At 62.1% G+C, this 20,940-nt stretch carries 18 protein-coding genes; 8 read left to right on the top strand and 10 right to left on the bottom strand.

Annotation, left to right across the window (positions count from 1 at the left end; translation table 11 throughout):
- Positions 1-41 precede the first annotated feature (41 nt).
- The 4 genes from JQ597_RS09655 to JQ597_RS09670 all read right to left on the bottom strand — a co-directional run bounded on the left by JQ597_RS09655 (position 42) and on the right by JQ597_RS09670 (position 5,570).
- A complete protein-coding gene (locus tag JQ597_RS09655; protein ID WP_212263953.1) occupies positions 42-1,175 on the bottom strand; it encodes an autotransporter outer membrane beta-barrel domain-containing protein in 1,134 nt (377 codons plus the stop codon).
- Between the two features lie 28 nt (positions 1,176-1,203).
- Positions 1,204-1,926 carry an Ig-like domain repeat protein gene (locus JQ597_RS09660; RefSeq protein WP_212263954.1) on the bottom strand — a complete coding sequence of 241 codons (723 nt, stop codon included), beginning with the start codon at positions 1,924-1,926 and terminating at the stop codon, positions 1,204-1,206.
- Between the two features lie 211 nt (positions 1,927-2,137).
- The gene (locus JQ597_RS09665) at positions 2,138-2,566 is read right to left on the bottom strand and encodes a GlcG/HbpS family heme-binding protein (protein ID WP_212263955.1); all 429 of its coding nucleotides are present in this window, start codon (positions 2,564-2,566) and stop codon (positions 2,138-2,140) included.
- Positions 2,559-5,570 carry an FAD-binding and (Fe-S)-binding domain-containing protein gene (locus tag JQ597_RS09670; RefSeq protein WP_212264008.1) on the bottom strand — a complete coding sequence of 1,004 codons (3,012 nt, stop codon included), beginning with the start codon at positions 5,568-5,570 and terminating at the stop codon, positions 2,559-2,561. The genes JQ597_RS09665 and JQ597_RS09670 overlap by 8 nt, the downstream gene beginning before the upstream one ends.
- A 187-nt stretch (positions 5,571-5,757) precedes the next feature.
- Between JQ597_RS09670 and JQ597_RS09675 the strand changes: the two genes are divergently transcribed.
- From JQ597_RS09675 to JQ597_RS09685, 3 genes are all read left to right on the top strand, one after another.
- The gene (locus JQ597_RS09675) at positions 5,758-6,957 is read left to right on the top strand and encodes a pyridoxal-phosphate-dependent aminotransferase family protein (protein ID WP_212263956.1); all 1,200 of its coding nucleotides are present in this window, start codon (positions 5,758-5,760) and stop codon (positions 6,955-6,957) included.
- Positions 6,958-6,994: 37 nt separating this feature from the next.
- A complete protein-coding gene (locus tag JQ597_RS09680) occupies positions 6,995-7,792 on the top strand; it encodes an enoyl-CoA hydratase/isomerase family protein (RefSeq protein ID WP_212263957.1) in 798 nt (265 codons plus the stop codon).
- A gap of 224 nt (positions 7,793-8,016) precedes the next feature.
- Positions 8,017-8,964: a Bug family tripartite tricarboxylate transporter substrate binding protein gene (locus tag JQ597_RS09685; RefSeq protein ID WP_212264009.1), complete on the top strand. Its 948-nt coding sequence runs from the start codon at positions 8,017-8,019 to the stop codon at positions 8,962-8,964.
- Positions 8,965-8,979: 15 nt separating this feature from the next.
- On the opposite strand, the gene JQ597_RS09690 is transcribed toward JQ597_RS09685, so the two are convergent.
- Complete coding sequence (locus tag JQ597_RS09690) at positions 8,980-9,630, bottom strand: class II aldolase/adducin family protein (protein WP_212263958.1); 651 nt, start codon at positions 9,628-9,630, stop codon at positions 8,980-8,982.
- Between the two features lie 162 nt (positions 9,631-9,792).
- On the opposite strand from JQ597_RS09690, the gene JQ597_RS09695 reads away from it, so the two are divergent.
- The 5 genes from JQ597_RS09695 to JQ597_RS09715 all read left to right on the top strand — a co-directional run bounded on the left by JQ597_RS09695 (position 9,793) and on the right by JQ597_RS09715 (position 14,982).
- Positions 9,793-10,668, top strand: coding sequence for an S-methyl-5'-thioadenosine phosphorylase (locus JQ597_RS09695; RefSeq protein WP_212263959.1), 876 nt, complete (start codon positions 9,793-9,795; stop codon positions 10,666-10,668).
- A complete protein-coding gene (mtnA, locus tag JQ597_RS09700) occupies positions 10,665-11,759 on the top strand; it encodes an S-methyl-5-thioribose-1-phosphate isomerase (protein WP_212263960.1) in 1,095 nt (364 codons plus the stop codon). The genes JQ597_RS09695 and mtnA overlap by 4 nt, the downstream gene beginning before the upstream one ends.
- Before the next feature lie 164 nt (positions 11,760-11,923).
- Positions 11,924-12,466 (top strand): tripartite tricarboxylate transporter TctB family protein, encoded by a 543-nt coding sequence (locus JQ597_RS09705; protein WP_212263961.1) that lies wholly within the window; start codon positions 11,924-11,926, stop codon positions 12,464-12,466.
- A gap of 18 nt (positions 12,467-12,484) precedes the next feature.
- A complete protein-coding gene (locus tag JQ597_RS09710; protein ID WP_212263962.1) occupies positions 12,485-14,002 on the top strand; it encodes a tripartite tricarboxylate transporter permease in 1,518 nt (505 codons plus the stop codon).
- 158 nt (positions 14,003-14,160) lie between these two features.
- On the top strand, positions 14,161-14,982 hold the full coding sequence (locus JQ597_RS09715) for an outer membrane protein (RefSeq protein ID WP_211997455.1): 822 nt from the start codon (positions 14,161-14,163) through the stop codon (positions 14,980-14,982).
- Positions 14,983-15,063: 81 nt separating this feature from the next.
- On the opposite strand, the gene JQ597_RS09720 is transcribed toward JQ597_RS09715, so the two are convergent.
- The 5 genes from JQ597_RS09720 to JQ597_RS09740 form a co-directional block, all read right to left on the bottom strand.
- Positions 15,064-16,257, bottom strand: coding sequence for a CaiB/BaiF CoA transferase family protein (locus tag JQ597_RS09720; RefSeq protein ID WP_212263963.1), 1,194 nt, complete (start codon positions 16,255-16,257; stop codon positions 15,064-15,066).
- Between the two features lie 318 nt (positions 16,258-16,575).
- Positions 16,576-16,902 carry a hypothetical protein gene (locus JQ597_RS09725; RefSeq protein WP_212263964.1) on the bottom strand — a complete coding sequence of 109 codons (327 nt, stop codon included), beginning with the start codon at positions 16,900-16,902 and terminating at the stop codon, positions 16,576-16,578.
- A 399-nt stretch (positions 16,903-17,301) separates the two neighbouring features.
- On the bottom strand, positions 17,302-18,528 hold the full coding sequence (locus JQ597_RS09730; RefSeq protein WP_212263965.1) for a phenylacetate--CoA ligase family protein: 1,227 nt from the start codon (positions 18,526-18,528) through the stop codon (positions 17,302-17,304).
- Between the two features lie 105 nt (positions 18,529-18,633).
- Positions 18,634-19,473 carry an ABC transporter ATP-binding protein gene (locus JQ597_RS09735; RefSeq protein WP_212263966.1) on the bottom strand — a complete coding sequence of 280 codons (840 nt, stop codon included), beginning with the start codon at positions 19,471-19,473 and terminating at the stop codon, positions 18,634-18,636.
- 174 nt (positions 19,474-19,647) lie between these two features.
- Entirely contained in the window at positions 19,648-20,928 is a 1,281-nt protein-coding gene (locus JQ597_RS09740) for an ABC transporter substrate-binding protein (RefSeq protein WP_212263967.1), read from the bottom strand.
- Between the last annotated feature and the right edge of the window lie 12 nt (positions 20,929-20,940).

Below are 20,940 nucleotides of genomic sequence, written 5' to 3' on the forward strand. Positions count from 1 at the left end.
ATCTGCACGACCGCTGATCGTGCAGTGTGTATCGGTCAGCGTTATTGCGCTCCGAACGATACGGAGGCGCGTGCGCGATAGGTCCAGAGGCCGAAACTGCCTCCGATGCCGCTACGCTCACCGCCGATCGCAACCTGTGCTCCGTTGTTGAACTTTGCAGCTAACCCGCCGATTGCGCGGGCCGACCAGCCATCGAACACATTGATGACAGGAATTGCGGGGACAGCCGCAACCAGTGTCACATTGTCCGAATTGAAATAGTAATCGCTGTAGACCCCTACATAAGGGACCAGCGTGGCTGTCGATATCCAGGCCACGGGATAGGACAGCTTCACGCCTCCACTGGCGCGGCCGACTGCGAAGTTGCGATCACTCAGCAGGATACCAAGCGTATCTCTGTAGGCATTCTCGTGCTCCCACAACGCATAGATCCGCGCGGAGGGCTCGATCTGCAGGCCCCAACTTTGGTAAGTGCCAGTTAGTCCACTGGAGAGCAGCCAACGTTGTCCGCCAAATTGACCGGAGGCAGTGCCCGCGCTGCCGTCATAGCCGATGCCGGAATAGGCGAACGCTGCATCGAAGCGAATGTTCGGCGCAAGCATCCATCCCAGGTACGAACCAACCGTCCAACCATCGCCTTTCAACCGTCCCTGCAGCGCGTCGGATCGATAATCGAAGGTCTCGTAGCCGCCGAGCACGCCGATCAGGAAATTCGGCGTCAGCTTGCGGGTAACCCCTGCCAGCAGGTTGACTTGATCGCCTGAGAGCAACGAGGCACCGGTCACCACGCCCAATCCACCGGTCCCCCAGCGATCCAGGTGGGCGCCACGGACTTCGGCCCAGCCATACCAATCCCGCTGTTCGACCCGACGCGGTGGTGCCTTGGCATAACCGCCGGCATAGGCCAGCGCGCCGAAGGCATCGTTCACGCGATCCCGTTGTTCCGGTGCAAAGCTGCGCGCCGTTCCGAACGAGCCGCCGGCGCTGCTGAATGGATCCGCGGCATGCGCGATGGTATCCGGCTTTCCGTCCGGGTCAGCCGCGAAATTGAAGCGAACGCCTCCGCCACTGACAGTGGCGGGCGGACCGCCGCCGCCAAAGCCCTCTGATATGGCGCTGTCGACCGCGCCCGATATCGCCGAACCGGAATTCTGCGCGACAACCTTGGTGGCCATCGCTTGCAGCGCCTGTAACTTGGCGCTGTCAGCCGTGCCGCCGACCGCCTGAGTCAAAGCCGCCGACGTACTCGCGGTAAAGCTTCCTGCACCAGCGTAGGCGGCGGTGATGCTGTGGTTTCCCTGCGTAAGGTTTGCGGTCGTGAAAGTTGCGACGCCTTGCGAGTGCGCCGTTACCGATCACGGCGCCGCCGTCGAGAAAGTTCACCGTTCCCGTCGGTGTGCCGCCGGTACCACTGACGGTAGCGGTGAAGGTGACGGATTGGCCGACGGCGGATGGATTGAGCGATGAGGTCACCGTCATCGTTGTTGCAGCCGCTACGGCCTGGCAGACGACGGCAATGGTTATGCTGGCGGCGGCGGTCTCGCCGACCCCCGATTGTGCGAATACTTCGGTGCCGTTCGCGGTCAGGCTCAGCGTCGTTCCATTGGCAATCGAATTGCCGTTCACTGCCGCGGCGCCCAGCCTCAGGACCAGCGAATTTGGCGTATTGAGAGAAGCAGCATTGCCCGGATTAGTAACGGTCAATGTCAACTTTTCGCCGGCTGAAAAAGCAGCATTGACGGGTGGACTATTGACGGTGCCGCCCACCGTTTTCGTAAAATTGAGCGTGCCACCGTTTACGGCATCACATCCAGCTGAAGCGAACGCGGCTGCCGGCGCCAAAAGGCTCGCGCATAACCCGAGCGTCAGCGCCCAAGCGGCATTCGAACTCCCAAGCCGCCGCTTGGAGCGGCGTGCATTCCCCATTCCCAGCACGTCAGCCCCCAAACCCATCGTAGGAAATTGCTTAATTATGAGTCGATGGTATCGGAGTCGGAACTCCGATCAATGCGGCCAGGGCGGGTTTTGACAATCGCTTCAGGCATGTTGCGCTTCGGCAACAAATATCGAGCGCGCTTTGAGAAGCCGCTTCCTGAACGCCTCGTTCGGATGGTGTTCGGCCTGTGACGGCCTGCACTTATCCGGCGTTGGCCTTAAGCCCAGCGGCCTCGATGCCCGCGACGGCGCAGACTTCATCATTGTCCGAGGTGTCGCCGCTGACACCGACAGCGCCGAGCAAAACGCCGCCGTCCTGGATCAGCACCCCGCCGGGCACCGGAACAAGGCGGCCTTGCGCCATCGTGTTTATCGCGCTGACGAAATAGGCCTGCTCCTGCGCCCGCTGGAACAGCGCGCGTGAGCCCATGCCCAGCGCCAGCGCGCCATAGGCCTTGCCGTGTGCGATTTCGGCCCGCATCAGGCTGGTGCCGTCCTGCGCCGCGGTGACTTTGACGCAGCCGCGTGCATCGAGAATGGTGATGACCAGCGGCTTCAGTTTTTTCTCGACGCCCTTGGCAAGCGCGGCATCTAGAATTTTACGGGCGACGTCGAGCGTGAGTTCAGCCATGGATCGGTTCCTTTGCATGTGAGGAGAGAGGTGAATTGGACTTTGCGCGGTCGAGGCTCATCGCCAGAACGCGTGCGACGTGAAGGGCGGATCGCCCGCTGCCATCCTTGATCTGATGCCGGCACGAGGTGCCATCGGCAACGATCAGTGTGGCTTGGTCGGCGCCGCGGACGGCCGGCAGCAGTGAGAGTTCGGCCATTTGCATCGAAGCCTCATAGGTGTCGGCACCATAGCCGAAGGCGCCGGCCATGCCGCAGCAACTGGACTCGATGATCTCGACGTTCAGGTCGGGCACGAGGCGAAGCGCTTTTTCGACCGGCTTGAACGCACCAAATGATTTCTGATGGCAGTGGCCGTGAACCAGCGCCTTGGCAGGCATCGAACCAAGCGGCAGCCGCAGACGGCCGGCCTCCGCCTCGCGAACCAGGAATTCCTCGAACAGCAGCGCATGCATGCCAATGCTCTTGGCGTCGTTATCGGAGCGCAAGGAAAGCAGCTCATCGCGCAGCGTCAGAAGACAACTCGGCTCCAGTCCGACGATTGGAACGCCGCGCGCGGCGAACGGCGCATAGGTTGCCACCAGCCGGTCCAATTCGGCTCGCGCTTGATCAACCAGACCAGCAGAGAGGAACGTACGCCCGCAGCACAGCGGCCGCGCGTGGTCTGCCGGTTTTGGAATGTGGACGCGGTATCCGCCTTCGACCAGCACGCGCAGCGCGGCATCGAGATTTTCCCGCTCATAGGCACGGTTGAACGTATCGGCGAACAGCACGACTTCGCGGCCACTCTCCGGCCCGAAGGCCTCGGCATCGGTTCGGAACACATCGCGGCGGAATGCGGGCAGGGCGCGTTGCGCACTGATGCCGGCGAATTTTTCCAACAGCTTGCGCAACGACGGGTTGCCGTTGCGCCAGTTGGCGAGTGGGGCGAGGCGGGCCGCGAGGCCGGCATAGCGGGGCAGATACCCCACCAGCCGGTCGCGCAGCGAAAGCCCATGCGTTGCTGCCCGTGCCGCCAGCACCTCGATCTTCATCTTGGCCATGTCCACGCCGGTCGGGCATTCGTGACGGCAAGCCTTGCAGGAGACGCAGAGTTTCAGCGTGTCCATCATCTCGTCGGAAGCCAGCGCGTTAGGCCCGAGCTGACCGGAGATCGCCAGCCGCAGCGTATTGGCGCGGCCGCGCGTGACGTCCTTCTCGTTGCGGGTCGCACGGTAGGACGGACACATCACGCCGCCTTCGAGCTTCCGGCAGGCGCCGTTGTTGTTGCACATTTCGACGGCACCCTGGAAGCCGCCGCCGGCACCGGGATAGGCCGACCAATCGAGCGCTGTTTTCAGCTCGCCGATGCGGTAATCGGGCGGATAGCGAAACAGCGAACGGTCGTCCATTTTGGGCGGATCGACGATCTTGCCGGGATTGAGGACATTGTCCGGGTCGAAGCGATGCTTGACCTCCCTGAAATCGGCAGCGATGCGCGAACCGAACATCGCTTCATGGAATTCGGAGCGGACCAGGCCGTCACCGTGCTCGCCGGAGTGCGAGCCCTTGTATTCGCGCACCATCTCGAAGGTCTCTTCGGCGATGGCGCGCATCGCCTTGACATCCTTCTCCAGCTTCAGATTGAGCACGGGACGCACATGAAGGCAGCCTTCGGAGGCGTGCGCATACATGGTGCCGCGGGTGCCGTGCTTTTCAAAAATGCCGTTGAGGCGTTCGGTATAGTCGGCAAGATGCGGCAGCGGCACCGCGCAGTCCTCGACAAAGGAGACCGGCTTGCCCTCCTGCTTCATCGACATCATGACGTTGAGGCCCGCGGCGCGGAAGTCGGCGATGCCGGTCTGCAGCGCGGGTTCTGTGATTTCAACCACGCCGCCCCATTTGCGCTGCGGCTTGTCCCAACCGAAGCCGAGATCGGCCATCAGCTCGCCGAGCTGCTTCAGGCGGCGCTGGTTTTCAGCCTGATCTTCCTCGGCGAATTCCACGATCAGCACCGCATCGGGGTTGCCGCGCACGGCGGTACTGATGATTGGCTGGAACATCGCGATCTCGCGGCCCAGCGCGATCATGGTGCGATCGACCAGTTCGACTGCAATCGGGCGGAGTTTTACCAGATGCTGGGCCGCGTCCATCGCCTCATAGAAGTTGCCGAAATGACAGACGCCCAGCACCTTGTTGCGGATGATCGGCCATAGCTTGAGCTCGACCTGCGTGGTGAAGGCCAGCGTGCCTTCGGAGCCGACCAGCAGGTGCGCCATGTTGTTCGCCGCGTTGCGCGGTACCAGCGCATCGAGATTGTAGCCGCCGACGCGGCGCTGCACTTGCGGAAATCTTTCGGCGATCTCGGCTGCCTCGCGCTTGCCGAGATCGAGCATGTCGCGAAACAGCGCGAGCCCGCTATCTGGTGAATTCACGCGCGCGAGATCGCGCGGCACCTCGCCAAAATGCAGCAGCGTGCCGTCGGCCAGGGCCGCATCCATCGACAGCGTATTGTCGCGCATGGTGCCGTAGCGGAGCGAGCGTCCGCCGCAGGAATTATTGCCGGCCATGCCGCCGATGGTGGCGCGCGACGCCGTCGAGACGTCGACCGGAAACCACAGTCCGTGCTTCTTGAGTTGGCGGTTGAGGTCGTCGAGCACGATGCCGGGTTCGACAACGCAGGTGCGATTTTCGACATCGAGCGAGAGGACGCGGTTCAGATGTTTGGAAAAATCGACGACGATCCCCTCATTGACGGTCTGGCCGCATTGCGAGGTGCCGCCGCCGCGCGGGGTGACGATTCGGCCAGCGTCCCCTGCGATGGCCAGCGTCCGCAACGCCTCGTCCATGGTCCGGGGGACCACGACGCCAAGGGGCATCATCTGGTAGAACGAGGCGTCAGTCGCGTAGCGGCCACGGTTGAATTCGTCGAAGAAGACGTCACCGGTAATCTCGCGAGCAAGACGCACGGCGAGGGCGCTGTTTTCGGCCGAGTTTTGTGACTTTTCGGCCCCTGTTGCCGCCATTGCCTTGGTCTCGTGAGTGCTCCTCAGTGTCTTGCCTGCCGGGGTCCGGCTTGGCAAGGCAAAGCCCTGCTTCTTCTGCATTGACGGGCCCCGCCGGGCGGGGGACAAGCTCGCCGAATAGTGATATTCGAGCGGCTCGTGAAGCCAAGACTTGTGAAGCCAAAGACAAGACCGGGAAGGACGCCCCATGACTGTGCACTCTGGACGGCATTTTCTGCAGATTCCGGGACCGACCAACGTGCCGGACCGGGTGCTGCGCGCCATGGACATGCCAACCATGGATCATCGGGGTCCCGAATTCGCCGAGATCGGCCACGCGGTGCTGGCGGCCATGCAGCGGGTGTTCCGCACCAAGCAGCCGGTGATCATCTACCCGTCGTCGGGCACCGGCGCCTGGGAAGCGGCGATCGTCAACACGCTTCAACCCGGCGACAAGGTCCTGATGGCCGAGACCGGCCAGTTCGCCGTGCTGTGGCGCGGCATCGCCGACAAATTCAAGCTCGATGTTGATTTTCTGCCCGGCGACTGGCGCCACGGCGCTGATCTGGAGCAGATCGAGGCCCGGCTGACGGCCGACCGCCAGCACAAGATCAAGGCGGTCATGGTCGTGCACAACGAGACCTCGACGGCCTGCGTCACCTATCCACTCGAAGTCCGCAAGGTTCTCGACCGCGTCAAGCATCCAGCGCTGCTGATGGTCGACACCATTTCCGGTCTCGGCTCACTGGAATATGAGCACGACGCCTGGGGCATCGACGTGTCGGTCGCGGGGTCACAGAAGGGACTGATGCTGCCGCCGGGTCTCGGCTTCAACGCCATATCGGAAAAGGCGCTCGCGGCCGCAAAGGCCAATCCGGCGATGCGTTCCTATTGGGACTGGCAGGAAGTCATCGCGATCAACAAGGCGGGCACCTGGCCCTATACGCCGGCAACCAATCTGCTGTTCGGGCTTCGCGAAGCGGTCAAGATGCTCGAAGAAGAGGGACTGGAAAACGTCTTCGCGCGCCACAAGCGCCACAGCGCTGCGACGCGTGCGGCCATCAAGGCGTGGGGCCTGGAAACGCAGTGCCAGGAACAGGGCGCACATTCGCCGGCGCTGACTGGCGTGGTGATGCCGGATGGCCATGACGCCGACAATTTCCGCAAAGTGGTGCTGGAAAACTTCGACATGTCGCTCGGCACCGGCCTCAACAAGATCAAGGGCAAGGTGTTCCGGATCGGCCATATCGGCCATTTCAACGATCTGATGCTGATGGGCACGCTGTCGGGCGTCGAAATGGGTCTCGATCTCGCGAAGGTGCCGCATCGAGGCGGGGGAGTGCTGGCGGCGATGGAAGTGCTCAAGGGACGCGATGTGGTTTCCATTCCAAAGGTCGCCGTCGCCTGAACCGGTCCCAACAACGAAAAGAACGGAAAGAACTGCGATGAACGCACCGGTAGCTGCAACTGAAGACCTGCTCTATTCCGTCGAGGACGGTATCGCCCGGCTGACGTTCAACCGGCCGCAGGCGCGCAACGCGCTGACCTTTGCGATGTATGAGCAGATGGCGGCGATCTGCGAGAGCGTCAACCAGGACCGCTCGATCAAGGCGATGATCCTGACCGGCACGGGGGACAAGGCGTTCGCATCGGGTACCGACATTTCGCAGTTCCGTGCCTTCAAGACCGCGGAGGACGCACTCGAATATGAGGAGCGGATCGATCGCGTGCTGGGCACATTGGAGAAGGTCCGGGTGCCGACGATTGCGGCCATTGCTGGTGCCTGCACTGGTGGCGGCGCCGGGATTGCCGCCTGCTGCGATATCCGGATCGGCACCGCAACGACGCGCATCGGCTTTCCCATCGCGCGCACGCTGGGCAACTGCCTGTCGATGTCCAACATCAGCCGGGTTGTTGCGTTGGTCGGGCCGGCGCGGACCAAGGACCTGATTTTTACGGCGCGGCTGATCGAGGCCCCGGAGGCGCTGTCGCTCGGCCTGCTCAACGAGGTGGTGCCTGACGTTCCGACGCTGCAGCGCCGCGCCGATGAAACCGCCAAGCTCGTTGCTGGTCATGCGCCGATCACGATGGAAACCGCCAAGGAAGCGGTGCTTCGTATCCGCCGCACTTTGTCGCGCGAGGAAGGCCGAGATCTGATCCTGCGCGCCTACATGAGCGAGGATTTTCGCGAGGGAATGGATGCCTTCCTCAACAAGCGTACGCCGAACTGGAAGGGCAAATAGGGTTCGGGCCTAGCTTCAATCACGATTGGGTTTCCGTATCGTCGCGAACCTGGTTTGCTCGGCTCATGCGAAAGTCATAGGCAGCGTGGGCCGGTTCGACTTGAACTGGCGTTGTTAAATCCGCACAATGGTACCGTGTGTGTTTGCGTTTCTATAATTAAAACAAAGACATAGGGAAGAAACACGTGGGACAGATTCTGAAAGCCACGGCCGCCTTGGCGGCCATGATCGTCAGCGTACCGGCGTTCGCTGCCTGGGAGCCGACCAAACCGGTTGAAATCGTGGTCGCAGCAGGTGCCGGCGGCGCCTCCGACCAGATGGCTCGGATGATGCAGGCGGCAATCCAGAAGAATAATTTGATGAAGCAGCCGATCGTGGTCTCGCTCAAGGGCGGAGCCTCCGGCGCCGAGGCGTTGATGTATATGAAATCCAGCGACGGCGACCCCAACAAGGTGCTGATCGCCTATTCGCTGATCTACATGCTGCCGTTGTCGGCGAAGATTCCCTTCAATTGGCGCGATCTCACGCCGGTGTCGGTGGTTGCGCTCGATCAGTTCGTGCTGTGGGACAATGCCGCCGGACCGAAAACCGTCAAGGAATTCGTTGCGGCCGCCAAGGCTGCGAGTTCGCCGTTCAAGATGGGCGGCACCGGCTCCAAGCGCGAGGATCACGTGCTCACCGTGTTCATGGAGCAGAGGACAGGCGCGAAGTTCTCCTATCTGCCGTACAAATCCGGCGGCGAAGCCGCGACGCAACTGGTTGGCAACCACACCGAATCCAACGTCAACAATCCGTCCGAAAATCTCGAGGTCTGGCGCGCCGGCCAGGTCCGCGCGCTGTGCGTGTTCGACAAGGAGCGTATCGCCTACAAGACCAAGGTCACCGAGACGCAATCCTGGAACGATATCCCGACCTGCAAGGAAGAAGGGCTCGACGTGCAGTATCTGATGCTGCGCGCGATGTTCCTGCCGGGCAAGGTCACGCCGGACCAACAGGCGTTCTATGTCGATCTGTTCCAGAAGGTGACGCAGACCGCAGAGTACAAGGAATACATGGAAAAGCAGGCGCTGAAGCCGATCTTCCTAACCGGCAAGGACATGGTGAAGTTCCTCGAGGAGGATGACAAGCTCAACACCTCGCTGATGAACGAAGCCGGTTTCGTGGCGAAGTAAGCCCGCCGTAGCGCGTTATTTCCCGGCAGGACCGTATCCAGCGATCCTGCCGAGAACGTTCTTGATCTCTGCTTTCGGCAGCAAGCGCGGCGTGCCGATCTGAAGGCAGCCGTGGTATTGCCGCGCCAGCGCTTCGACCTCCACCGCAAGCCACATTGCCTTCGACAGCGAAGGTCCGACGGCGATCATGCCGTGATGCTCCAGCAGGCAGGCCAGGCGGTCCTCGAGCGCCCGAACGGCGTGTTCCGACAGTTCCTGCGTGCCGAACGTCGCATAGGGCGCGCAGCGGATGGTGTCGCCGCCGGCGACCGCGATCATGTAATGGATCGGCGGGATTTCCAGACCCATGATCGCGAGGATCGTCGAATAGGGTGGATGCGCGTGCACCACCGCGTTGACCTCGGGCCGTGCCTTCAGAATGTCGAGGTGAAACCGCCACTCGCTCGACGGTCGCTGCGCCGCGTCGAACGAACCGTCCAGACCCATGAACACGATCTGCTCCGGCTGCATCGTTTCATAGGGCACGCTGGTCGGCGTGATCAGCAGGCCGGTGTCATGCCGCAGGCTGATATTCCCGGACGTGCCTTGATTAATGCCAAGCGCATTCATGCTGCGGCAGGCGTCGATGATGGACTGGCGCTTTTTCCGCTCGCTGGTGGCCGACATCCACTTTCTCCTGATAGCTGCAGCGTCAAATCACCAGCCCTGCCAGAGGGCCTTTGCAGTAGGCGAACAATGGTTGATTATTGCGTCGCAGTATAGTCGAACATCCAAGTGTGCTGGGAACAAGCCGGAGCGGTCGCTCCGGGAAACATTCTGGGAGCAATCATGACGAATGCCGTGCTTGGCATTATCGGCGGATCCGGCATTTACGATCTGCCGGGGTTGGAAAATGTCCGCGACGAGGCAATCGAAAGCCCCTGGGGCGAGGCTTCTGCGCCCGTCAGGCATGGTGTCATCGCCGGGCTGCCGATCGTATTTCTGCCCCGGCATGGCAAAGGGCACGTTCTGTCGCCTTCGGACATCAACTACCGCGCCAATATCGACGTCCTGAAACGGGCAGGGGTTACCGACCTGATTTCGCTCTCGGCCTGCGGTTCGTTTCGGGAGGATCTGCCACCCGGCACATTCGTGCTCGTCGATCAGTTCGTGGACCGCACCCACAAGCGCGAAAGTTCATTCTTCGGCAAAGGCTGCGTTGCCCATGTCTCGATGGCTCATCCGGTGTCACCGCGCCTATTGGTGCATTTGGCGGAGGCCGCCAAGGCCGAGGACATCGCAGCTGTGCAAGGCGGCACCTATGTCTGTATGGAGGGTCCTCAGTTCTCCAGCCTTGCCGAGAGCCTGACCTACAAGACGCAGGGCTATTCGGTGATCGGGATGACCAACATGCCGGAAGCCAAGCTCGCCCGTGAGGCCGAGATCTGTTACGCCAGCGTGGCGATGGTTACCGATTTCGATTGCTGGCATCCCCAGCACGACGCCGTGACGGTTCAGGACATCATTCGCGTGCTGAACTCGAATGCCGAAAAGGCCAAGGGCCTGGTTGCGCGCCTTGCCAGGGATTTCCCGCGCGAGCACGAACCGTGTCCGATCGGCTCGGATCGGGCCCTTGATACCGCGCTGATCACGGCGCCGGAGGCGCGAGATCCCGCATTGCTCAGCAAGCTCGACGCGGTGGCCGGCAGGGTGTTGCGTTCATGAAGGTCGATGGCAGGCATTTTCGCAGCATCTGGCTCGAGCCCGATGGATGGTCGGTCGGGGCGATCGACCAGCGACGGCTGCCGCATGATTTCGTCATCGCGCGGATGACGAGTGCGGCGGACGCCGGCGAAGCCATCCGTTCCATGCTGGTGCGCGGCGCGCCGCTGATCGGCGCAACCGCCGCTTATGGCATGGCGCTGGCTATGCGCGCCGATGCCTCCGATGCCGCGCTTGACCTTGCCTACAAGATGCTGATTGCGACCCGGCCGACGGCCATCAACCTGAAATGGGCGCTCGATGAAATGCACGGGATGCTGCGGCCCTTGCCGCCGTCAGGACGTGTCGCGGCGGCCTACAAGCGCGCCACTGAAATCGCGGAGGAGGACGTCGCGATCAATCAGGCCATAGGACAGCACGGTTTGGCGCTGATCGAAGCGATTGCCGCGACCAAGCCGGGAGAGACGGTCAACATCCTGACGCACTGCAACGCTGGATGGCTGGCGACGGTCGATTTCGGTACCGCGACGGCTCCGGTCTACCTCGCGCATGATCGTGGCCTGAAGCTCCATGTTTGGGTCGACGAAACCCGGCCCCGCAATCAAGGCGCCTCCCTCACGGCGTGGGAACTTGGCCACCATGGTGTCCCGCATACGGTGATCGCCGACAACACCGGTGGCCACCTGATGCAGCACCGGATGGTCGATCTGGCCATCGTCGGAACCGACCGGGTGGCTGCCAATGGCGACGTCTGCAACAAGATCGGAACCTACTTGAAGGCGCTCGCCGCGCACGACAACGGCGTGCCGTTCTATGTTGCGCTGCCGTCGCCGACCATCGACTTTAGTATCGACGACGGAATAAAGCAGATTCCGATCGAACAGCGCGCTTCCGATGAAGTCGCGACCATGACCGGCCGCACCACCGATGGGCGTATCGAAACGGTGCGGGTGGTGCCTGCGGGATCGCCGGTCGCCAATTATGCGTTCGATGTCACGCCGGCGCGGCTGGTAACCGGATTGATCACCGAGCGTGGTGTGCTGAGGCCTGAACGTGCTGCACTTGCGAGCACGTTTCCCGATCGGGTCCGGTAGCGTTTTCGCGCGAAGCATGCCCTCGGACTTGATCCGAGGGTGGAAGCCGGTTCGCGTTGAGAACACGCGTCAAACCAAAGCATTCGCTGAAGTTACATTGACGCGGCCAACACCAGCACTGTATCCCGTATGCCACGTCAGTCAGCCGGGATAGATCTCACCCAATGTCCAATACCGACATCGAAATCGTCGTCGACGATCCAACCGCGCCTGAGGTCAATTCACCTGTCGTGACGAGCGTCCGCATCGTCGACGTCGTGGTGTCATTGCTCCTTCTGGCGCTCGCGCTGACGCTCGGATGGGACAATTGGCGCACCGGCGCCGCCTGGGACTCCACCGGCCCGCAGGCCGGTTATTTTCCGTTCTATCTGTCGGTCATCCTCGGTGGTGCCAGCCTCTATGGTCTCGTCACCGCTTTCCTGTCGCGCAAGGAAGCCGCCGAGACTTTCGTCACGCAGGCCCAGCTTCGCCGCGTCATGGCCGTGTTCGTGCCGACGCTGCTGTTCTGTCTGGCCATGCAATTTCTCGGACTCTATGTCGCGAGCTTCCTCCTGGTTTCGACCTTCATGCGCGTGGTGGGCAAGATCGCGTTGTGGAAGTCGCTGCTGACGGCCTTTGTGTTCACCGCTGTGATGTTCGTGACTTTCGACATCGCGTTTGACGTCATCATGCCGAAGGGCCCGCTCGAAGCGGCCCTCGGCCGTTAGTAGATCGCAGGTAGTCTGATGGAAGCCTTCGGTCTACTCATGCACGGCTTTGCCGTCCTGCTGACATGGAAGACGCTCGTCCTGATGATGGTCGGGCTGGTGCTCGGCATTTTCGTCGGCGTGCTGCCGGGACTTGGCGGGCCGAACGGTGTGGCGATCCTGCTGCCGTTGACCTTCACGATGGATCCGACCTCGGCCATCGTGATGCTGTCCTGCATTTATTGGGGCGCGCTGTTCGGCGGCGCCATCACGTCCATCCTGTTCAACATTCCCGGCGAGGCCTGGTCGGTCGCGACCACCTTCGATGGTTATCCGATGGCGCAGCAGGGCAGGGCTGCGGAAGCGCTGACTGCGGCGTTTACTTCCTCGTTCATCGGTTCGCTGGTGGCGGTGCTGTTGATCACGTTTCTGGCGCCGATGATCTCGTCCTTTGCGCTGAAGTTCGGCCCGCCTGAATTCTTTGCGGTCTATCTGCTCACCTTCTGCTCCTTTGTGGGGCTTGGCCGCGAGGCCAAGCACAAGACTGTCATTTCGATGTCGCTCGGTCTGCTGCTCGCCGGCGTTGGAATGGACACGGTGTCCGGCCAGTTGCGCATGACCTTTGGTTCGACTGACCTCTTGCGCGGCATTAATTTTCTGGTCGCGGTCATCGGCCTGTTCGGCATCAGCGAGATACTGCTGACGATGGAAGAGCGCCTCGCGTTGCGCGGACACGCCGCCGGGATCAGTCTGCGCGTCGTGTTGTCGGTCTGGAGAGACCTGCCGAAATATTGGGTGACGCTGCTTCGTTCGTCGTTCATCGGCTGCTGGCTCGGCATTACGCCGGGTGGCGCGATTGCGGCCTCGTTCATGGGCTACAATCTCGCCAAGCGTTTTTCCAAGGACCCGGACGGTTTCGGCAAGGGCCGCATCGAAGGTGTGTTTGCGCCGGAAACGGCGGCGCATGCCTCGGGTACGGCAGCACTGCTGCCGATGCTGGCGCTCGGTATTCCGGGCTCCGGCACTGCGGCAATCCTGCTCGGCGGCTTGATGGTGTGGGGCCTCAACCCCGGGCCATTGTTGTTCGTCGAACACAAGGACTTCGTCTGGGGCCTGATTGCCTCGATGTATCTCGGCAACGTGGTCGGTCTTGTGCTGGTGCTGACGACGGTGCCGATCTTTGCCTCGATCCTGCGGGTGCCGTTCGCAGCGGTCGCGCCGATGATCGTGGTGTCCTGCGCGATCGGTGCCTATGCCATCCAGAATGCGATGTTCGACATCTGGCTGATGCTTGGCTTCGGCGTCGTCGGCTACGTCTTCAAGAAGATCGGAATACCGCTCGCGCCGTTCACGTTGGCGCTGGTACTCGGCAACCGGGCCGAGGATGCGTTCCGCCTGTCGATGATCGGATCCGGCGGAGACATGAAGGTGTTCTGGTCCAACGGCCTTGTTGGCTCGATTACAACACTGGCGATCGTTCTCCTGTTCTGGCCCGTGATCGACAAGCTATTTGGCAGTTTCGCCCGGCTGATGCGGACGTCAAAAAGTAACGCCTAGCCAGATATTTAGGGCGGATTTGGTGTTTTTTCACCCTGACGCCGGCTAATCCGCCGATGGAACTCAATTGTGTCCACTTGTTGCTCCCGGGTAACAGGATACGGCATCCGTTTCTGTATACTGGTTCCAGTTCAATTTCACGTTTTAGGGAACCCCCCATGAATCGCATTCTGATTGCAGGCGCCGCGATTGTTTCGCTGCTCACGACAAGCGCTTTCGCTGCCGACCTGGCCCCGCGGCCGTATACCAAGGCTCCCGTGATCGTCGATCCCGGCTACAACTGGACCGGGTTCTATGTCGGTCTCAACGGCGGCTATAGCTGGGGCAGGGCGCGTAACACGTTCGAACCGGGTGCACCGCTTGGGATCACCACGTTTGGGCAGAATGTCGATGGCGGTCTCGGCGGCGCGCAGATCGGTTATAATTGGCAGCTGGATCGCACCTGGGTGGTCGGACTTGAAGCTGACATCCAGGGTACGGGGGAACGCGGAGGATCGCGTGATCAACTCGGAGCGATCAGAGTCGGCAACATAGGTGCAACCTTGTTCGCCGACACCACCACGAGCTTGCCCTGGTTTGCAACCTTCAGGGCCCGTGGCGGCGTCCTCGTTGACCCGAGTTTGTTGCTGTACGCGACAGGCGGTCTGGCGGTTGGTGAGGTCAAGGTGGCGACGACGCCGACCGGGATCTTCCAGCTGTTCGACGGCAACAGCAACGTGACCATCGGCGCACCGTTCACGGTCATTGGGACCACGGTGTCCGGAAGTGAGACGCGTGTGGGTTGGACAGTTGGAGCCGGCCTTGAGAAGAAATTCGCCAGGAACTGGTCGGCGAAGCTCGAATATCTCTATATGGACTTCGGCTCGAAGACCTACTTCGGCGGAACGGCCAATCAGACCACCGTCAGGTTCCATGACCATGTTGCCCGCGCCGGCATCAACTACCAGTTCACCGCGGGTCCGGTCGTCGCCAAGTACTGAGCGACAGAACGATAGGAATAAAAAAAGCCCCGGTTTTCCGGGGCTTTTTCGTGTGGTGAGTTCCAGCCGTGCTGATGCCGCTCAGACCACCTTGCGTTGCCTGAGATCGGCGATCTCTTCCTTGCCGAAACCGAATTCAGCAAGCACTTCTTCGGTCTGTTCACCGAACTCCGGCGGACGTGCCGCCATGCTGCTTGGCGTCCGCGACAAAGTTATCGGCTGGCCGACCAGTTGGATGTGCCTGTTTTCGTCGTTAGGCACGTGCTGCGCGATGCCGAGATGCTTGACCTGGTCGTCGTCGAACATCTGGTCGATCGAGTAGATTGGGCCACAGGGCACGCCGGCGGCGTTGAGCTCGCAGACCCAGGTCTCGGTGGATTTCTTCTCGGTGAGCTTCCCAATGGCAGCATTGAGCGCGTCGCGGTTCTTCGAGCGGGCGGGAGAGGTGGCGTAGTCGGGATTGGTGAGGAGTTCAGGCGCGCCGATCGCCTGCGCGCAGCGCTCCCAGATCCGCCCGCCGGTGGTGGCAATATTGATATAGCCGTCGGACGTCTTGAAGACGCCGGTTGGAATGCTGGTCGGGTGGTTGTTGCCGGCCTGCTTGGCCACGTCCTTTTCCATCAGCCAGCGCGCGGCCTGGAAATCCAGCATGAAGATCTGGGCCTGCAGGAGCGATGTCTGCACCCACTGGCCTTCGCCGGAGACGTCGCGTTCGAGCAGCGCCGTAAGGATGCCAAGGGCGCAGAACAGCCCGGCCGTGAGGTCGGCCACGGGAATACCGACCCGCATCGGGCCCTCGCCGGGGGCGCCGGTGACCGACATCAGCCCGCCCATGCCTTGGGCGATCTGATCGAAGCCCGGCCGCTTGTGATAGGGGCCGTCCTGCCCGAACCCGGAAATGCTGCCATAGACGATGCGGGGGTTGATCTTGCGCAGGCTCTCGTAATCGATGCCGAGCTTGGCCTTGACGTCGGGCCGGAAGTTCTCGACCACGACGTCCGCCTTCTCGGCAAGGCGCTTGAACACCTCGAGGCCCTTCGGGTCCTTCAGGTTGAGCGTCATCGCCCGCTTGTTGCGGTGCAAATTCTGGAAGTCCGAGCCCTGGCGCGGGCCGCCCGGCTGTTCGCCGGCCGAGTCCTCCAGCAGCGCGTCGATCTTGATGACATTGGCGCCCCAGTCGGCGAGCTGCCGCACGCAGGTCGGCCCCGAACGGACGCGGGTCAGGTCGAGGACGGTGAAACGGGAAAGGGCCTGCGAGGCGCGCGGGGAGGGCATCAAGGAGTCTCCAGCCAACAATTGGTCGAGGTCAAATTATCGGCGAAATGCATGGGCTTGTCATGCCATCATCGCAGATGGTGTCCGCGCCGGGATGCATAGCATGTCGCTGCCAGCACACGCGACCTCGAGCCCGGACGCAGCGCGTTCACGCGCGTCTTCGGCGCGCTACGGGCGGTGCACCGCAAGGCCCGGACACAAAATCGCGAAAACAACCCCGAAGTAGCATGGGCCCCGGCTCGCCGCTCTCGTGCTGCGTTGCGTCCGGGGCACGATAACAGAATGACCGCCGTCACGGCCCAACCCAATCATCCCTCTCTAGCGCGATAGTCGTCGCAAATCGGCTCGCGCTTTCGCTGCCAGAGGATCGTCCGGATGCCTTGCGATGAAGAGCTCCAGTGACTGAACCGTGTTCAGTCGTCGCGCCAGTTGATATTCCTCCTCCACTGCCAGCTTGGGATCGCGTGCAGGGGGCGTGGTACTTTTGGTGGCAGTGCCAGGCTTTTCATCCGAAGCGACAGCTTTGGCCATGGAGAAATGACCTTTCTGAAGCATACGATCCGAATCCGACAGCAAGATTGTTGCAGCCAGTAGAGAGATCGTAAACGCCCTTTGCACGGCCTTCTTGCGCAGCACTTTTTGCATTTTTCCGATTCAGCTTGCACCGTCCAGCGCCAATCCGGAGCAGGCGCAAACGTTCCAGGAGCCATGAGCAGAAGCGATGAGAATGAACGTCAATGTGAGAGCGGCGGACGATTAAAACGGTCCATGTGCGGTATGGCTGTGGCGTAGGGCGCCGGAGCGGTGGCTGAATTATGACGCATCCGTCACGTTGCGCGTGGAACGCCTTCCTCTCGCTGGCCGCTTCGTCAAGAAGAACGCCGCAATAATTCGCGCGGCAATTGAGTTGACGAGGAAGATGCATTTCATAGGCGTGTTGGTATTTCTCAAGTTTTTATACTGGCTCCATGGCTGGTTCCCAGAGCCGCCTCTTTGCTTGTAAGTGCTCGTCGAAATTGTGCTTGTCGGTTGACGGACTTCGCGTTAGCTGCGTTCGTCGACAATCACCTTTCCATCATTTGGCAATGACTTAGGCTCGACCCAATCCACGATACCTCCGAGTTTTGTTATGTTTCGGAGTGTTGTGACAACCGCTTCCATGAGGCTGGCATTCGGACTGGCTGTTTCTGCCTTGAGGGTCATTAGGTCGCTTTCGCCCGATCGCGTCACGACGAGGCGCAACCGTCCTAGTTCGGGGTGACGCTTGCCGATCTCGGCGATCTGCTCCGGCCGCACGAACATGCCCTTGACCTTGGTGGTCTGATCGGCCCGCCCCATCCAGCCCTTGATGCGCATGTTGGTGCGCCCGCAGGCGCTTGTCCCCGGCAGCGCTGCTGTGAGATCGCCAAGCGCGAGCCGGATCCAGGGGTGGTGCGGATCGAGCGAGGTGACGACGATCTCGCCGACGTCACCGGGGGTGACGGGATCGCCGGTGCCGGGCCGCACGATTTCGAAGATCAGGTCCTCGTTCACGACCATGCCGTCATGGGCCGCGGTCTCGAAGGCGATCAAGCCAAGGTCGGCGGTGCCGAACGCCTGGTAGGCATCGACGCCGCGCGCCTTGACCTCGTCCTGCAGCGATTTCGGAAAGGCCGCGCCGGACACCAGCGCGCGCTTGATCGAAGAGACGTCGCGCCCGGCGCTTGCGGCGGCATCGAGCAGGATTTTGAGGAAGTCCGGCGTGCCGCTGTAGCCGACCGGCCGATAGGCCTCGATCAGCTCGAACTGCGCTTCGGTGTTGCCGGGGCCTGCCGGGATGACGGCACAGCCCAGCGCCCGCGCCGAGGCGTCAAAAATGAAGCCGCCGGGCGTCAGATGGTAGCTGAAGGTGTTGAGCACGACGTCGCCGGGCCGGAAGCCGGCTGCAAACAGCGCCCGCGCGCCGCGCCAGGGGTCGGCATGAACAGCCTCAGGCTCGAAGATCGGCCCCGGGGAGGTGAACAACCGTCCGAACGACCCCGGGAGGCCCGCCACGAGCCCGCCAAAGGGTGGTGCGGCCTTGTGCAGGGCAGGGAGTTCGGACTTGCGCAGCACCGGCAGGCGCGCCAGTGCGGCCCGGTCGGTCACGGAAGCCGGATCGGTGCCCTTCAGGCGCTCGGCATAGGCAGGCGCTGCCATCGCCCGGCGCAGCACGTCCGGCAGCCGCGAGAACAACTCCGCCTCGCGCTGGATCGGCTCACGCGTTTCAAGGGCGTCGTAATGGTCGGTCATGAGTCAGTCTTTCTTTCGTCATCCCGGGGCGCGCGAAGCGCGGGCTATGATGTGCATTGCGCATCTGAGGCCTGCGCCAAGAGGCGCATCCCGAAATGACGGCTGTTACAGCCACCGCTTCCGTCTCTTGAAACTCTTCAGGTTCTTGAAGCTCTTGCGCTGGTCGCCGGCGCCGCCGAGGTAAAACTCCTTCACATCCTCATTGTCGCGCAATTCGTCGGCCGAGCCGTCGAGCACTACCTTGCCCTGTTCCATGATGTAGCCGTGGCTCGCGACCGAGAGCGCCGCCCGCGCGTTCTGCTCCACCAGCAGGATGGTGACGCCGAGGTCGCGGTTGATCTCCTTGATGATCCCGAACACTTCCTTGACCAGCAGCGGTGACAGCCCCATCGACGGCTCGTCCATCAGGATCATCTTCGGGCGCGCCATCAGCGCGCGGCCGATCGCCAGCATCTGCTGTTCGCCGCCGGAGAGGTATCCGGCGAGCCCCGTGCGCTCCTTGAGGCGCGGGAAATAACGAAAGACCATGTCGATGTCGGCGCCGACCTCGTTGTCGGTGCGGGTAAAGGCGCCGAGCTTGAGGTTCTCCACCGACGTCATGTCTGAAATGATGCGGCGGCCCTCCATCACCTGGAAGATGCCGCGGCGGACGATCTTGTCGGGATCGATGCCGTTGATGCGCTCGCCGTCGAACACGATCTCGCCGCGGGTGACCTCGCCGTCCTCGGTCTTGAGCAGGCCGGAGATCGCCTTCAGCGTCGTCGACTTGCCGGCGCCATTGGCGCCGAGCAGTGCCACGATCGCGCCTTTCGGCACTTCGAGGCTCAAGCCGCGCAGCACCAGGATGACGTTGTCGTACACCACCTCGATGTTGCGCACATCGAGCAGCGGCGCGGTGGTTGGCGCCGCCGCCGGTGCGCGATCAATTTGAGTTGCTTCTGTCATGTCTGATCACCTGCTGCCGTCATCACCCGCCTTATGCGCAATTGCGCACTGGGGCGGGTGATCCAGTATTCCAGAGCCGCCTGCGATCTTGCGGATGGGCTGCGGCGTACTGGATCCCCGCTTTCGCGGGGATGACGGCGGAGTGTTAAGGTTGCCCGGAGGCAACCCGCTAGATTACCAGCCCAGCCATTCGGCCTTGCGCGGCAAGTCGATGACCTTCACCTTGTCGAGCTTGATCGCGCCGTTCTTGACGAGATCGTTGAGCGGCGCGTCGGTCGCACCGGTGACCTTCATCCGGTAGAGATCGACCTTGAGCGTGCCGCGGTGGTCCTTGTCGGTCCAGGTTGACGGATTGCAGACGCCGTCCATGCCGGCCGGCACCCAATCCTTCTTCTGGTAGAAGCCCTTCTTGACGTTCTCGCCGGTGGCGCCGCCGTTCTTGGCAGCCCATTCGACGGCTTCCTTCATGTAGAGCGCGGTGCAGACACCGGCGATGTAGTGGACCGGACGGTAGGCGGTCCCGCCCGCGTCGGACATCTTGGAGATGTCCGTCACGGTCTTCATGCCGGGGGCGTTGCCACCCCATGCCACGGCGGTACGCAGCGGAAACACCACGCCGTCGGCGGCGGCGCCGGCGGCCTTGGCGGCATTCTCGTCCATGCCCCAGACGTTGCCGAGGAACTGGACGTCGACGCCGGCAGCCTTGCAGGCGTTCAGGACCGAGATGTTCGAGCCTGCGGTGTTACCGAGATAAGCGTAGTTGGCGCCGGAGCTCTTCAGTGTCAGGCACTGTGCGCTGTAGTCACCTGGCGTCAGCGCGAACACGATCGGCGGCAGCAGCTCGAAGCCGAGTTCAGCCGCGATGGCTTCACCCGCGGCCTTGGGCGCGTTCGGATAGGGATGGTTGGCGCCCATATGGACGAATTTCGGTTTGCCCGGCTTGCCCTTGGCCTTCCAGTCTTCGGCAGCCCAGGTCAGCATGCCGCGAACGGCGTCCGAATAGCTTGGGCCATAGAAGAAATTATAGGGTGCGGGCTTGGCCTTGCCGCCGGCACCGGTCGGGTCCGAAAGCGCTGCGGCGTAGGATGCCGAGATGTCGGGGATCTTGTCCTCGGCGAGGAAGCCGGTGAGCGCTTCGGTGTCGGCGGTGCCCCATCCGAGGATGGCTGCAACCTTGTCGGCGCCCGACCATTTCTTGTACTGCGCGATCGCGCGTGGCACCTGATAGCCGTAGTCGACGGTATCGACCTTGACCTGGGTGCCGTTGATGCCGCCGTTCTTGTTGATCCAGGCATAGGTGTCGGCGACGCCCTGTCCGAACGGCGTTCCGACGTCGGACGTGGCGCCCGAGTAATCGGCAAGATGGCCCAGCGAGATCGGGGCTTGCGCGCTGGCTGAAGTAACGCCGAGCAGGAGCGCAAGCGAAGCGGTGCTCAATAAAATCTTCATCGTCATTATATTTCCTCC

Source organism: Bradyrhizobium sp. AUGA SZCCT0177 (assembly GCF_018130125.1).
GTDB lineage: Bacteria > Pseudomonadota > Alphaproteobacteria > Rhizobiales > Xanthobacteraceae > Bradyrhizobium.